General features: G+C 61.8%; 14 protein-coding genes. 7 read left to right on the forward strand and 7 right to left on the reverse strand.

Going from position 1 to position 14,820, the window contains the following annotated elements:
* Window positions 1-3 precede the first annotated feature (3 nt).
* Genes dapF through PSH59_RS25240 form a run of 4 tightly spaced genes read left to right on the forward strand, consistent with a single transcriptional unit; the run spans window position 4 to window position 3,158 of the window.
* The gene (dapF, locus tag PSH59_RS25225) at window positions 4-834 is read left to right on the forward strand and encodes a diaminopimelate epimerase (protein ID WP_248081779.1); all 831 of its coding nucleotides are present in this window, start codon (window positions 4-6) and stop codon (window positions 832-834) included.
* A 13-nt stretch (window positions 835-847) separates the two neighbouring features.
* Entirely contained in the window at window positions 848-1,564 is a 717-nt protein-coding gene (locus PSH59_RS25230) for a DUF484 family protein (protein ID WP_248081781.1), read from the forward strand.
* Between the two features lie 2 nt (window positions 1,565-1,566).
* A complete protein-coding gene (gene xerC / locus PSH59_RS25235) occupies window positions 1,567-2,466 on the forward strand; it encodes a tyrosine recombinase XerC (RefSeq protein ID WP_248081782.1) in 900 nt (299 codons plus the stop codon).
* Window positions 2,463-3,158, forward strand: coding sequence for an HAD family hydrolase (locus PSH59_RS25240; RefSeq protein ID WP_305393925.1), 696 nt, complete (start codon window positions 2,463-2,465; stop codon window positions 3,156-3,158). The genes xerC and PSH59_RS25240 overlap by 4 nt, the downstream gene beginning before the upstream one ends.
* Before the next feature lie 129 nt (window positions 3,159-3,287).
* Here PSH59_RS25240 and sutA read toward each other — a convergent pair whose 3' ends face one another.
* From sutA to glnK, 4 genes are all read right to left on the reverse strand, one after another.
* Window positions 3,288-3,623, reverse strand: a complete 336-nt coding sequence (gene sutA, locus PSH59_RS25245; protein ID WP_248081784.1) for a transcriptional regulator SutA — start codon at window positions 3,621-3,623, stop codon at window positions 3,288-3,290.
* Between the two features lie 102 nt (window positions 3,624-3,725).
* Window positions 3,726-4,151, reverse strand: a complete 426-nt coding sequence (locus PSH59_RS25250; RefSeq protein ID WP_071485166.1) for a secondary thiamine-phosphate synthase enzyme YjbQ — start codon at window positions 4,149-4,151, stop codon at window positions 3,726-3,728.
* A gap of 211 nt (window positions 4,152-4,362) precedes the next feature.
* Window positions 4,363-5,700: an ammonium transporter gene (locus PSH59_RS25255; RefSeq protein ID WP_248081785.1), complete on the reverse strand. Its 1,338-nt coding sequence runs from the start codon at window positions 5,698-5,700 to the stop codon at window positions 4,363-4,365.
* Between the two features lie 34 nt (window positions 5,701-5,734).
* Window positions 5,735-6,073, reverse strand: a complete 339-nt coding sequence (gene glnK, locus PSH59_RS25260) for a P-II family nitrogen regulator (protein ID WP_002555808.1) — start codon at window positions 6,071-6,073, stop codon at window positions 5,735-5,737.
* 422 nt (window positions 6,074-6,495) lie between these two features.
* On the opposite strand from glnK, the gene PSH59_RS25265 reads away from it, so the two are divergent.
* Window positions 6,496-6,756, forward strand: coding sequence for an accessory factor UbiK family protein (locus PSH59_RS25265; protein ID WP_305393926.1), 261 nt, complete (start codon window positions 6,496-6,498; stop codon window positions 6,754-6,756).
* Between the two features lie 136 nt (window positions 6,757-6,892).
* On the forward strand, window positions 6,893-8,389 hold the full coding sequence (locus PSH59_RS25270; RefSeq protein WP_248081786.1) for a YifB family Mg chelatase-like AAA ATPase: 1,497 nt from the start codon (window positions 6,893-6,895) through the stop codon (window positions 8,387-8,389).
* 23 nt (window positions 8,390-8,412) lie between these two features.
* On the opposite strand, the gene PSH59_RS25275 is transcribed toward PSH59_RS25270, so the two are convergent.
* Together PSH59_RS25275 and PSH59_RS25280 are read right to left on the reverse strand one after the other, a co-directional pair.
* Window positions 8,413-10,389, reverse strand: coding sequence for a methyl-accepting chemotaxis protein (locus tag PSH59_RS25275; RefSeq protein ID WP_248081787.1), 1,977 nt, complete (start codon window positions 10,387-10,389; stop codon window positions 8,413-8,415).
* A gap of 175 nt (window positions 10,390-10,564) precedes the next feature.
* On the reverse strand, window positions 10,565-11,485 hold the full coding sequence (locus PSH59_RS25280; RefSeq protein WP_305393927.1) for a LysR substrate-binding domain-containing protein: 921 nt from the start codon (window positions 11,483-11,485) through the stop codon (window positions 10,565-10,567).
* Window positions 11,486-11,637: 152 nt separating this feature from the next.
* Between PSH59_RS25280 and PSH59_RS25285 the strand changes: the two genes are divergently transcribed.
* Window positions 11,638-13,050: a NorM family multidrug efflux MATE transporter gene (locus PSH59_RS25285; RefSeq protein WP_248081840.1), complete on the forward strand. Its 1,413-nt coding sequence runs from the start codon at window positions 11,638-11,640 to the stop codon at window positions 13,048-13,050.
* Here PSH59_RS25285 and PSH59_RS25290 read toward each other — a convergent pair.
* Complete coding sequence (locus PSH59_RS25290) at window positions 13,047-14,720, reverse strand: bifunctional diguanylate cyclase/phosphodiesterase (RefSeq protein ID WP_305393928.1); 1,674 nt, start codon at window positions 14,718-14,720, stop codon at window positions 13,047-13,049. The genes PSH59_RS25285 and PSH59_RS25290 overlap by 4 nt on opposite strands.
* Window positions 14,721-14,820 lie beyond the last annotated feature (100 nt).

Raw genomic sequence — 14,820 nt, forward strand, 5'->3', positions numbered from 1 at the left:
GCCATGCTGTTGCGTTTTACCAAGATGCACGGGCTGGGCAATGATTTCATGGTCCTCGACCTGGTCAGCCAGCACGCGCACATTCTGCCCAAGCACGCTAAACAATGGGGCGATCGCCATACCGGTATTGGTTTCGACCAACTGCTGCTTGTCGAAGCACCCAGCAACCCGGAGGTGGATTTCCGTTACCGGATATTCAACTCCGACGGCTCCGAAGTGGAACAGTGCGGTAACGGCGCCCGCTGCTTCGCGCGCTTTGTGCTGGACAAGCGCCTGACCGCCAAGCGGCAGATTCGCGTCGAGACCAAAAGCGGCGTGATCGAGCTGGACATCCGCAACGACGGCCAGATCAGCGTCAACATGGGCGCGCCACGCCTGGTGCCGGCGGACATTCCGTTCCAGGCTGCCGAGCAGGCCGTCAGTTACGCGCTGGACGTAGAGGGTCAGTCGATCGACATCGCCGCCGTGTCCATGGGCAACCCCCATGCCGTGCTGCGGGTCAACGACATTAACAATGCCCCGGTGCATGAACTGGGGCCGAAAATCGAACACCACCCGCGCTTTCCGGCGCGGGTCAATGTGGGCTTCCTGCAGGTGATCGACCGTTCCCGCGCGCAATTACGCGTATGGGAACGCGGTGCCGGCGAAACCCAGGCCTGTGGTACAGGCGCTTGCGCCGCTGCCGTGGCCGCGATCAGCCAAGGGTGGATGGATTCACCGCTGCTGATCGACCTGCCCGGTGGACGCTTGTCCATCGAATGGGCAGGTCCGGGCCACCCGGTGCTGATGACCGGGCCGGCCTCGCGTGTATACGAAGGACAGGTCCGTCTATGAGTGAGCCAAACCAATGACCGATAAGCCTCAAGTACCCGCCCAAGCAACCCCAAGCGAAAGTCTGGAGGCCGCTGCTGTCGCGGCGTACCTTGAGGCCAATCCGGACTTCTTCGTCGAACACGACGAGCTGCTGCCGGCGCTGCGCATCCCCCACCAACGCGGCGATACTGTGTCGCTGGTGGAGCGGCAGATGAAGATCCTGCGCGAGCGCAACATTGAAATGCGCCACAAGCTCTCGCACCTGATGGACGTTGCCCGCGATAACGACCGCCTCTTCGACAAGACCCGCCGTCTGATTCTCAGCCTGATGGACGCCACCAGCCTGGAAGAAACGGTCATGGCTGTGGAAGACAGCCTGCGCCAGGATTTCCAGGTGCCGTTCGTGAGCCTGATCCTGTTCAGCGACAACCCGATGCCGGTGGGTCGCTGGGTCAGTGGCAGCGACGCGCAGACCGCGATTGGCGGCCTGCTGTCCGAAGGCAAGACCATCAGCGGGACCCTGCGTGAGCACGAGCTGGATTTCCTGTTCGGCGCCGAACAGCGCAAGCAGATCGGCTCCACCGCCGTGGTCGCTCTCAGCCATCAAGGTCTGCATGGCGTGCTGGCCATCGCCAGCCGTGATCCTGCGCACTACAAAAGCTCGGTGGGCACGCTGTTTTTGACCTATATCGCCGAAGTGCTGGGTCGCGTTCTCCCGCGCTTCACCACCGCCCTGCGCGCGGTGCGCTAACCATGGAACGGCAACTGGACGCTTACTGCGCTCACCTGCGCAATGAGCGCCAGGTGTCGCCCCATACGCTGGAAGCCTATCGGCGCGACTTGAACAAGGTGCTGGCCTACTGCGAAAAGCAGCAGGTCACCAGCTGGAAAGCCCTGGATATCCAAAGCCTGCGCAGCCTGATCGCGCGTCTGCACCAGCAAGGCCAGTCTTCACGCAGTTTGTCGCGTCTGCTCTCGGCGGTGCGCGGGCTGTATCACTACCTAAACCGCGAAGGCCTGTGCGACCACGACCCGGCCAACGGCCTGTCGCCGCCCAAAGGCGAGCGGCGCCTGCCCAAGACCCTGGACACCGACCGCGCCCTGCAACTGCTCGACGGCGCCGTGGAAGATGACTTTCTCGCCCACCGCGACCAGGCGATCCTTGAGCTGTTCTATTCCTCTGGCCTGCGCCTGTCGGAGCTGACCGGCCTGAACCTGGACCAACTGGACCTGGCGGACGGCCTGGTGCAAGTGCTCGGCAAGGGCAGCAAGACCCGCGTGCTGCCCGTCGGCAGAAAGGCCCGCGAGGCGTTGCAACAGTGGCTGCCGTTGCGGGCGCTGGCAAACCCTGTGGACGACGCCGTGTTTATCAGCCAGCAAGGCCGACGCCTGGGGCCGCGGGCGATTCAGGTACGCGTCAAGGCCGCCGGCGCGCGCGAGCTGGGCCAGAACCTGCATCCCCATATGCTGCGACACTCCTTTGCCAGCCACTTGCTGGAATCCTCCCAGGACCTGCGCGCCGTGCAGGAGTTGCTCGGCCATTCCGACATCAAGACCACGCAGATCTATACCCATCTGGACTTCCAACACCTGGCAACGGTGTACGACAGCGCCCATCCACGGGCCAAACGCATCAAGGGCGGCGACTCATGAGTATCAAGCTGATCACCTTCGACCTGGACGACACGCTCTGGGACAACGTACCCGTCATCATTAGCGCCGAAGCGTCGATGCGCGAATGGCTGGCGATTAACGCCTCCAAGGTCGGCGACTTGCCTTTGGAGCACTTCGCCACCCTGCGCCAGCAGGTGCTGCAACGTCACCCAGAACTGAAAAACCGCATCAGCCTGCTGCGCCATCGCGTATTGATACACGCCTTTGAGGAGGCGGGTTATCCACAGCCCGAAGCCACCGACATGGCCGATGTGTGCTTCGAGGCGTTCATTCACGCGCGCCATCAGCTCACCCCCTTTCCCGAAGCGGAGCCCATGCTCAAGGCGCTGCGCGAGCATTTCCTGCTGGGCGTGATCACTAACGGCAATGCCGATGTGCAGCGGGTAGGGCTGGCGGACTACTTCCACTTTGCACTGCGTGCAGAAGACATCGGCATCGCCAAGCCGGACGCACGCCTGTTTCAGGAAGCGTTGCAACGTGGCGGGGTACCGGCCAGCGCAGCGGTGCACATCGGTGATCACCCAGGGGACGACATCGCCGGCGCGCAACAGGCCGGGCTTCGCGCAGTGTGGTTCAACCCCACGGGCAAGGAATGGGAAGCGGACAAGCACCCGGACGCGCAGATTCGCAGCCTGGCGGAGTTGCCCGAGCTGCTCCGTCGCTGGAACTGATGCCAGTGATCAAGCGGCGGGCGGGACGAGTGCCCTCCCGCGTGCGACCCACCACACGGCTCGAATAAATCATCAGGCATGAAAAAGCCCGCAGCGACGGCGGGCTTTTTCTTACAAGCAGGTCGCGACTCAGATAGGCCGGCTACCATACTTGTTATCAGGCTTCTTGGGCGGGTCCGCTACCACATTCGGCTCGACCTCGACCACTTTGCCGCCTTTGGCGAGAAACTCTTCCATCGCACGGGCCAGGGCGTCGCGCTCTTTATTCTTGGCTTCAACGCTCGGCAGCTCATCTACCGAAACAGCGGCCTTGGCCTTGCCTTTGGCCTTGGGCGCGGCGTCATCGCCAACACTGTCATCGGCGTCGTCGGCCACGTCGTCAACCGCTGCCGCGTCAAGACCGTCTTCAGCCTCGTCGTCATCACCTACTTCGAGTTCGTCGTTTTCCAGATCATCGTCGCTCATGTTCTACCTCATGACTTGCGAAAAGCAGATTAGTTATAGCCCAGCTTCACCCTCTGTCGAGTTTGCTGGAAAAAAATCAGTAGCCACCGGATAACCAGTGGCTTATGCCCCATCACCGTGCAAGGTGGCGAGGACTTTACGAGCACCACCATGATCACGGTGCTCGCCCAGGTAAACACCTTGCCAGGTCCCCATCGCCAAGCGGCCGGCCTTCACCGGCAAACTCAGCTGGCAGCCCAGGAGACTGGCCTTGAAATGCGCCGGCAGATCATCCGGCCCCTCGTCGTTGTGTTCAAACCCTGCACGGCCTTGCGGCACAAGCGAGTTGAAAAACCGTTCGAAGTCACGGCGAACCGCCGGGTCGGCATTCTCGTTGACGGTCAACGAGGCCGAAGTGTGCTGCAACCACAGGTGCAACAGGCCGACACGACACGCCTTCAGTTCAGGCAAGCCGGCAAGCAACTCGTCGGTTACCAGGTGAAAGCCCCGAGGCTTGGCCCGCAGGGTAATCAGGGTCTGTTGCCACATACAGTTCTCCGCCCATCGGCGCGCATTCTAGCGCGCCTTGGGAAAAAACAAAGTGTCGAATACGCCTACATGCCTGTAAGACATTCGCACGCTCAAAAGTGCCGCGTGTGTCTGGTCACAAACTTGGCGTAAAAACCGGCACAGCGTGTGATAGCTGACAAACACCAGACAAAAAAATGCCCGGCAAGCCGGGCATCTTTTTTTCGCGTACTTACAAGTTGTAGCCGCGTTCGTTGTGTTGCGCCAGGTCGAGGCCGACCGCCTCTTCCTCTTCGGTAACACGCAGCCCCATGACCATGTCCAACACCTTGAGGATGATGTAGGTCACGATGGCCGTGTAGATCACGGTGAAACCGACGCCTTTGCACTGGATCCAGACTTGAGCCGCGATATCGGTCACGGTGCCGAAACCGCCCAGCGAAGGGGCCGCGAACACACCGGTAAGAATCGCGCCGAGGATACCGCCAATACCGTGTACGCCGAAGGCGTCCAGGGAGTCGTCATAGCCCAGCTTGCGCTTGAGGGTAGTGGCGCAGAAGAAGCACACCACACCCGCCGCCAGACCGATGATCAGTGCGCCCATCGGGCCCACGGTGCCAGCGGCCGGCGTGATTGCGACCAGACCCGCCACCACACCCGAGGCGATGCCCAGTGCGCTTGGCTTGCCGTGAGTGATCCACTCGGCGAACATCCAGCCCAGCGCCGCCGCAGCAGTTGCGATCTGAGTCACCAGCATCGCCATGCCCGCAGTGCCGTTGGCCGCGACAGCGGAGCCGGCGTTGAAGCCGAACCAACCGATCCACAGCATGGCCGCACCGATCAGGGTGTAACCGAGGTTGTGCGGTGCCATTGGAGTGGTCGGGAAGCCCTTACGCTTGCCGAGTACCAGGCACGCTACCAGGCCCGCCACACCGGCGTTGATGTGCACCACAGTGCCGCCGGCGAAGTCCAGCACGCCCCAGTCCCACATCAGGCCGCCGTTGCCGCTCCACACCATGTGTGCGATCGGCGCGTAGACCAGGGTGAACCAGATGCCCATGAAGATCAGCATCGCGGAGAACTTCATACGCTCAGCAAAAGCACCGACGATCAGCGCCGGCGTGATGATGGCGAAGGTCATCTGGAAGGTGATGAACACGGCTTCCGGGAACAACGCCGCTGGCCCGGTGATGCTGGCCGGAGTGACACCCGCCAGGAACGCCTTGCCCATGCCGCCGAAGAAGGAGTTGAAGTTGACCACGCCCTGTTCCATACCGGTGGTATCGAACGCGATGCTGTAGCCGTAGATGACCCACAGGATGCTGATCAGGCCGGTGATGGCGAAACACTGCATCATCACCGACAGAATATTCTTGGAGCGGACCATGCCGCCGTAGAACAGCGCCAGGCCCGGGATGGTCATGAACAGCACCAGCGCGGTGGCGGTCAGCATCCAGGCGGTGTCGCCGGAGTTGAGGACTGGAGCAGCCACTTCGTCTGCCGCCATGGCCAGGCTTGGCATTACGATGGACAACAGGGCTCCGAGCCCTGCGAATTTACGCAGAGTCATATTGTTTTCTCCTGGGGCGTTGGGGTTTGGCGGCTTAGATTGCGTCGGTATCGGTTTCGCCGGTACGGATGCGAATAGCCTGTTCCAGATTGACCACGAAGATCTTGCCGTCACCGATCTTGCCGGTGTTGGCGGCCTTGGTTATCGCCTCGATAACCCGGTCAAGATCCTTGTCGTCAATGGCGACATCAATCTTCACCTTCGGCAGGAAATCGACTACGTATTCCGCGCCGCGATACAGCTCGGTGTGACCCTTCTGCCGACCGAAGCCTTTGACCTCAGTAACGGTAATGCCCTGCACGCCGATTTCGGACAATGACTCGCGTACATCGTCCAACTTGAACGGCTTGATGATGGCAGTGACTAGCTTCATGAAAACTCTCTCCCGAATTGGTGGACTTGCCCCAGGAAAACAAACCCGTCTCAAGTCTAAGCGCAGTGCCTGGCTTTGTAACGCATCGTCGCAAGCGCAATTGCTATTGCGACGCCAGCTAACCACTGGTGACGAAACCTGTACCCCTGATCCGTCGGCGCACTGCATTCGTCACAGCGACTGCATCAGTGCATGGGTCATGATCGTCTAAGCAGAAACCTTGCCAGCTCCGTAAAAATCACTGAAATCAGTCCTTTGCCCACTCAAGCCCACCTGCGGGGCTATTCGGCGACCGTAATGCGCACAAAAACGGTGCGACACCGCCCGACCTGATGCGCGAAAAGCGTGCGCCGCAGGCCGTGGAAAGACTATAGACGCTGCGTGATACACTGCCCGCCGACAGTTTTTCCGGAATACTTCCCATGCTTGCGCCTAAAGACCTCCTCGACGCCCTGAGCGGCCACGCCTCTCGCCTGTTCAGCGGCGACACTCCGCTGCCCCGCAATGAAATCGAAAGCCAGTTCAAGGCCCTGCTGCAAAGCGGCTTCAGCAAGCTCGACCTGGTGAGCCGGGAAGAATTCGACAGTCAGATGGTCGTGCTCGCCCGCACGCGCGCGCGACTGGAGAGCCTGGAGGCTAAAGTGGCTGAACTGGAAGCCAAGCTGACACCATCGGCTGAATAAACACGACGAGTGTGGGAGTACTGGCTCCCACACTCGCGCTGGATACGTTCTGTAAAACCTCCCCCGCAGTGCTCTTCCCCACCTCGTCTACCCTTGAAAAACCGCAGGAAGCGGCCTCCCATTTCAAGGAACGAGCATGTCCCTCGCCATTGTCCACAGTCGCGCCCAAGTCGGCGTCGAAGCCCCTGCCGTCACCGTCGAAGTGCATATGGCCAATGGTTTGCCGTCCCTCACGCTGGTGGGCCTGCCCGAAACCGCCGTGAAAGAAAGCAAGGACCGCGTGCGCAGTGCGATTCTCAACTCCGCTCTGCAATACCCCGCACGCCGTATCACCCTCAACCTCGCGCCCGCCGACCTGCCGAAGGACGGCGGGCGTTTTGATCTGGCGATTGCCTTGGGGATCCTCGCCGCCAGCGTGCAGGTGCCGACCGTGATGCTCGATGACGTGGAATGCCTGGGTGAGTTGGCGCTATCCGGCGCAGTACGCGCGGTCAAAGGCGTGTTGCCGGCTGCACTGGCCGCGCGCAAGGCCGGGCGCACCGTGATAGTGCCGCGGGCGAATGCCGAAGAAGCGTGCCTGGCGTCCGGGCTGAAAGTGATTGCAGTGGACCACTTGCTGCAAGTGGTGGCGCACCTGAATGGGCAGGCGCCAATCGAGCCCTACAAATCCGATGGGTTGCAGTACCTGAACAAGCCCTATCCAGATTTAAGTGAGGTGCAGGGCCAACTGTCAGCCAAGCGTGCGTTGCTGATCGCAGCAGCCGGGGCACACAACCTGTTGCTCAGCGGGCCGCCAGGTACCGGCAAGACCCTGCTCGCCAGCCGACTGCCCGGCTTGCTGCCGCCATTGAGCGAACAAGAGGCATTGGAAGTGGCGGCGATCCAGTCCGTGGTCAGCCTGGCGCCGTTGAGCCATTGGCCGCACCGACCCTTTCGCCAGCCGCACCATTCGGCCTCAGGCCCGGCATTGGTGGGTGGCGGCTCAAAACCGCAACCTGGGGAAATTACCCTGGCCCATCACGGTGTGCTGTTTCTGGACGAGTTACCGGAGTTTGATCGCAAAGTGCTGGAGGTACTACGTGAGCCGCTGGAGTCGGGGCATATCGTGATTTCCCGCGCCCGCGACCGCGTCAGTTTCCCTGCGCGCTTTCAACTGGTCGCCGCGATGAACCCGTGCCCCTGTGGCTACATGGGAGAGCCCAGTGGGCGTTGTCGCTGCACACCGGAGCAGATCCAGCGCTACCGCAACAAGCTGTCCGGACCGTTGCTCGACCGCATCGACCTTCATCTCACCGTGGCACGTGAAACCACCGCTCTGAACCCTGCCCCGCAGGCCGGCGACACTACGGCTACGGCCTCTGCTCACGTGGCGCAAGCTCGGGAACGCCAGCAACAACGCCAGGGTTGCGCCAACGCCTTCCTTGACCTGCCGGGACTGCGCGAGCACTGCCGGTTGGCGAAAGACGATGAAGGCTGGCTGGAAAGCGCCTGCGAGCGGCTCACGTTGTCGCTACGCGCAGCACACCGATTGCTCAAGGTGGCGCGCACCCTGGCGGACTTGGATCAGGCGGATGCCATCACCCGCGATCATCTCAAAGAGGCCCTGCAATACCGTCCGGCAGCGATCACTTAGCCCACCCGGTGATAGACGGCATTTCAGCGGAAGCGATCCACTTCTTGACGCAGGCCCGCCGCCAGGGTCTCCAACTCTTTGGCAGTAATCGCCAGGTTCGATACCACTTCACGCTGCTCACTGTTGGCCAGCGCGATGCTTTGCAAGTTGCTGCTGAGCAAGGTCGCGGTGCTGCTCTGTTCCTGCGTCGCCGTGGTAATCGCCGCGAACTGCTGACCCGCCGAGCGGCTTTGCTCATCGATACGCGCCAGTGCCGAGGCCACATCGGCATTGCGCGACAGGCCTTCCTGCATCAACACATTGCCGTGTTCCATGGTGCTGATGGCGTTGCCGGTTTCTTTCTGGATGCTTTGGATCATCCCGGAAATTTCATCGGTGGCTTCGCGGGTCCGCGACGCCAGGTTACGCACTTCGTCAGCCACCACCGCAAAACCGCGGCCCTGTTCACCAGCCCGCGCGGCTTCAATGGCAGCGTTGAGCGCCAGCAGGTTGGTCTGCTCGGCGATGGAGGTGATCACACCCACGATCCCGCCGATTTCCTGAGAACGCTGACCCAAGGTATTAATCACCGTGGCCGTGCTGTTCAGGGCGGTAGCGATATGCTCCAAGGAGGTGGAAGCCTCTTGCATCGAGTTTCGGCCGATGCGGGTTTGTTGGGCATTTTCCTGGGCGAGACGCTCAGTGTTGCCCATGTTGTCGGCGATGTTCAGCGAGGTGGCGCTGAATTCTTCCACCGCGCCGGCCATGCTGGTGATTTCGCCGGACTGCTGCTCCATGCCGTCATAAGCGCCGCCCGACAAACCCGACAAGGCCTGAGCACGGCTATTGACCTCTTCGGCCGCCTTGCGGATATGGGAAACCATGGTCGACAGCGCTTCACCCATCTGGTTGAAACTGCGCGCCAGTTGGCCAATTTCGTCATGGCTGGACACGTTAAGCCGTGCGCTCAAGTCGCCAGCACCCAAGGCTTCGGCCTGACGCACCAGATCACTCAACGGTTGCAGTTTGCTGCGCAACAGCCAGACCGTGGCGCCCACCGCCAGTAACATCGCCAGCACGCTGCCGATCACCAGACGAATGCCGACGGCCCAGGTCACCGCACGGATTTCCGCTTTCGGCATGCTCGCGACCACGGCCCATGGGCCACCTTCGAAGGGCACCGACACGCTGTAGAAATCTTCGTTCCTGTCGCTCCAGAAGTGACCTTTGCCTGGGGTCTTGGCCAGGTCCAGCATCACCGGAACCGCCTGATCCAGAGCCTGCACGCCCGCCGGGGGCACCAGCCAGCGCTTCTGCTCATCGAGCAACGCCAGGGAACCGGTCTGGCCGATGCGGAAGCGCTTGAGGTTTTCGAACTGGGCGGCCTGCGCGTCGGTGTAGTCAAACCCGATGAACAACACAGCGATCACTTTGCCACTGGGGTCGCGTACAGGGCTGTATTGGGTCATGTAGGAACGGTCGAACAACACCGCACGTCCGATATAGGCCTGGCCACCTAGCACTCGCTGGTAGGCCGGACCCTGGCGATCAAGCACAGTGCCGATCGCACGGCTGCCGTCCTGCTTGGTCAGGGAGGTGCTGACACGGATAAAGTCGTCACCGCTGCGCACAAACACGGTGGCCACGCCGCCGGACATCTGCTTGAACTCATCCACTTCGGTGAAGTTGTTGTTGAGCACTTCGCCGCCCAGCAACAGGCTCGGTGTCTGAACCCCGGCCACCGCGACCGGTTGATCGGCCTTCACCGTCAACCCGGCGCTGAAGCGTTTCTCGAACAACCCCGTCAGGCGCTGGGTGCTCTCGCGTAACGTGCTGTGGAAGGTATTGAGTTGGTCGGCGAGCAAACGCGCTTCGCTGGCCAGGTGCTCCTCGCGGGTATCGAGGTTGGCGGAGTCGAGGGAACGCAAGGCGAAAACAGTACTGCCGCCGATGGCGACAGCCAAAATCACAGCTAATGCGATGCCTAACTGGGAGGCAATCCGCGCGCGAGGTTGAGACATGACGGCTCCTGGCCGAGGCCAGGATCATCCTGATCTCATAGCGCTGCTCGGCAAATTATCTAATGGGAAACGTTGGTGCACGATTGTTCCAACACACCTACTTCGGCGGCGTGTGGCAATACTTGAGCGAATCCCAAGGGCATCGCGCAAACGGTTGCGTATGGGGCGCCCCCATTCAATCGAGACGTTCGACCGCAGGCAAAGCCATGGCCTGCACTTCGCCCTGGAGAAAATCCGCCAGACGCCGCAAACGCTCACCGCCGGGGCGGGTCTTGGGCCATACCAGATAGTAACTTTCCCCACTCGCCACCGCCGTTGGCCATGGCAGGCTCAAACGCCCTTGTGCCACATCTTCGGCCACCATCAGCAGGTCGCCCATGGACACCCCGTAACCCCGTGCCGCCGCGATCATGCCCAGCTCCAGCGTATCGAACACTTGGCCGCCCTTGAGCGAAACGTGGGACGACAACCCCATGCGCTCCAGCCAATTGCGCCAGTCGCGACGGTCTGGCGTGGGATGCAGCAACTCGGTGCCCGCCAGGCGGTTGACGTCCCAAGGGCCGTCCTTGAGCAGGTTCGGCGCGCCGACGGGGATCAGGAACTCGGGGAACAGGTAACTGGCTTCCCAATCTGCCGGAAAGTGCCCGTAGCTCAATAACACCGCGCAATCGAAAGGCTCCTGGTTGAAGTCCACTTCGTCCACGTTCATCCAGGCGCTGGTGAGTTGCACCTCATTGCCCGGCTGTAATGCCCGGAAGCGACTGAGCCGCGCCAACAGCCACCGCATGGTCAGGGTCGACGGCGCCTTCATGCGCAGGATGTCATCTTCGGCGTTCAGGGTATGGCAGGCCCGCTCCAGCGCCGCGAACCCCTCACGCACTCCAGGCAACAGCAGGCGCGCCGCTTCGGTGAGCTGCCGATTGCGGCCGCTGCGCTGGAACAGACGGCAGGCGAAATGCTCTTCCAGCGTGCGGATATGCCGGCTCACCGCACTTTGGGTAATCGACAGTTCTTCGGCGGCACGGGTAAAGGAGTTATGCCGGGAGGCCGCTTCAAAAGCACGCAAGGCGTAAAGAGGAGGGAGACGACGAGACATAAAGAAAGCTCCGACAGCGCAATGCCGGAACCCTACCAGAATCCATAAGGCATGAGTTTTAATCATGCAAACGATCGCATTTATCCCTTTGTGCAATGGCCTGAGAGCGCCGAGAATCACCCCCTCCCCAAACGTCTGACTTTTTGAGCGTGATGATCATGCAGCATCCGGCACGTACTGAACTCTGGGCCATTCTGCGGCTGTCAGGGCCGCTGATCGCCTCACAGTTGGCGCACATGCTGATGGTGCTGACCGACACCCTGATGATGGCGCGCCTGAGCCCCGAAGCCCTGGCCGGTGGTGGCCTGGGCGCGGCGACCTATTCGTTCGTGTCGATCTTCTGCATCGGCGTGATTGCCGCCGTGGGCACACTGGTGGCGATCCGTCACGGTGCCGGTGATATCGACGGCGCCACCCGCCTGACCCAGGCGGGGCTTTGGCTCGCCTGGTTGATGGCCCTGGCGGCGGCGTTGCTGTTGTGGAACCTCAAGCCGGTGCTGCTGATGTTCGGCCAGACCGAAAGCAACGTGCAATCGGCGGGGCAGTTTCTGACGGTGCTGCCATTCGCCCTGCCCGGCTACCTGAGTTTCATGGCCTTGCGCGGCTTCACCAGCGCCATCGGCAAGGCAACTCCCGTGATGGTGATCAGCCTTGGCGGCACGGTACTCAATTACCTGCTCAACCACGCCTTGATCGAAGGCATGTTCGGCCTGCCGAAACTCGGGCTGATGGGCATCGGCCTGGTCACCGCCATCGTCGCCAACGGCATGGCGCTGGCGCTGATGTGGTACATCCGCAGCAACCGCGACTATGCCGCCTATCCATTGGGCAGCGGCCTGCTGCGCCTCAACACGCGGTACCTGCGCGAACTGTGGCGCCTGGGCCTGCCGATTGGCGGCACCTATGCGGTGGAGGTTGGGCTGTTTGCCTTTGCCGCGCTGTGCATCGGCACCATGGGCAGCACACAGTTGGCGGCGCATCAGGTCGCCCTGCAAATCGTCTCGGTCGCGTTCATGGTGCCGGCGGGCATGTCCTACGCCGTGACCATGCGCATCGGTCAGCATTATGGTGCCGGGCAGTTACTGCAGGCGCGCATGGCGGGTCGGGTCGGCATCACTTTTGGCGCTGCGGTGATGCTGGGTTTTGCCGTGGTGCTATGGCTGTTTTCCGATCCACTGATCGGCTTGCTCATTGATCACAACAACCCGGCGTTCCACGACGTCATTGTCATGGCCGTCAGCCTGCTCGCCGTTGCCGCCTGGTTCGAACTGTTTGACGGCGTGCAAACCATTGCTATGGGGTGCATTCGTGGGCTTAAAGATGCCAAGACCACCTTTTTGATTGGGGCGGGCTGCTATTGGTTGATTGGCGCGCCTGCCGCCTGGCTGATGGCGTTCATCCTGGGCTGGGGACCGACCGGCGTGTGGTGGGGCTTGGCGCTGGGTTTGGCGTGTGCGGCCGTCAGCCTGACCTGGGCATTCGAGGCAAAGATGAAGCGCATGATTCGCCAGGAAGGCGCAGCGCCCGAAACCCGCCAGGGGTTTCAGGCCGCACAAGCGGATTAAAGCCCTTCGCCTACCTGTGCCTGCCGGCCCCTGCCGAATGTCAGGTAGTCCACCAGTTCAGGCAACGGCAACGGTTTGCTGATCAGATAACCCTGAGCCTGGTCACAGCCGAACAACCTCAGCAGCGCCAGTTGCTCAGGGGTTTCCACCCCTTCGGCCACCACTTCCAGGTTGAGGTTGTGCGCCAGGTTGATCATGGCATGCACCAGTTTGCGGTTCTCTTCGCGCTCCTCCATGCCGCCGACGAAGCTCTTGTCGATCTTCAGCAAGGCGATCGGCAGGCTGTTGAGGTGCACGAACGATGAGAAACCGGTGCCGAAGTCGTCCAGGGAGAACCGCACACCCAGGCGACCGAGGGCGTCCATGGTCTGCTTGACCAGGTCACTGCGGCGCATAACGGCGGTTTCGGTCAACTCGAACTCCAGCCACTGCGCCTCCACACCACGCTCGGCAATCAGCCGGCTGAGGGTGGAGAGCAACTGGCTGTCCTGGAACTGGCGAAATGACAGGTTGACCGCCATGTGCAACGGCGGCAGGCCGCGTTCACGCAGGTCTTGCATGTCGCGCAGGGCCCGGGAGATCACCCAGTATCCCAGCGGTACGATCAGGCCGCTCTGTTCAGCCAACGGCACGAATTCGCTGGGCGGCAGCAGGCCGCGTTCGCCATGGCGCCAGCGCACCAGCGCTTCCAGGCCAACAATATGCCCATCGTCCAGGTCCAGGCGCGGTTGGTAATGCAGCTCCAGTTCATCCCGACGCAAGGCACGGCGCAATTCACTTTCCAGGTCGGCCAGGCTGCGCGCGTTACGGTTGATGCGTTCGTTGAAGATATGAAAGGTACAGCCCTGAGTGCTTTTGGCTTGCTGCATGGCGATGTGGGCGTGCCACATCAGCGGGTCGGCACCGGCCCGCGCACGCGCATGCGCCACACCCAGGCTGCAACCGATCAGCAGGCTTTCGCCATCCACCCAGTAAGGTTCGGCCATGGCTTCGGTGATGCGCTCGGCCATCCACTCGGCGCGCTGGGGCGCACGGCGGGTATCGATCAACAAGGCGAATTCGTCGCTGCCCAGACGGGCCAGTTGGTCGCCGGCTTCGAGCTGGCTCTTGAGCCGCGAGACAACCTGCAGGATCAACCGGTCGCCGGCCTGATGGCCAAGGGCGTCGTTGGCGTGACGGAAATTGTCGAGGTCGAGGTGACCGAGGGCCAGGCCGCGGCCTTCATTCTCGGCCAGTCGCGCGGCCAGCAAGGTCTGGAAACCCTGGCGGTTGGCGATGCCGGTCAGCGGGTCTTGCTCGGCAAGGCGTTGCAGGGTGGTTTCCAACACACCGCGCTCGCGCACATGGCGCAGGCAGCGGCGCAGGGTATCGGTGCCCAAAGCATCACGGATCAGCCAGTCGCTGACGCCCAGCGGCGAAACCAACGGTTCCTGCTCCAACAGCAATACGCACGGCAAACTGCACCGACCAGGGCCGGGTTGCAGGTTGGGCGTGGTCAATAGCACGGCGCTTTGGTCGTCATCGAACAGACGACTCACCGAGTCCCAATTGGGCGCGCTGATCAGCACAGCCCCATCGCCCATCGGCGCCAGGCACTCGCGCAATAACGCTGCCCACTCAGGCGCATCGGCCAATAGCAGCAAACGCAAGGGTTCGACAGGCGTAGACAAGCTAGCTCCCTAGACTCTGCAAAATTCGTTGGCGGCGGGCATTATGACGTGCGGCCTGATAATCACCAATGATAGGGGTTATCAAACACGCAGGCTGTAA

The organism is Pseudomonas sp. FP2309 (genome assembly GCF_030687575.1).
Classification (GTDB): domain Bacteria; phylum Pseudomonadota; class Gammaproteobacteria; order Pseudomonadales; family Pseudomonadaceae; genus Aquipseudomonas.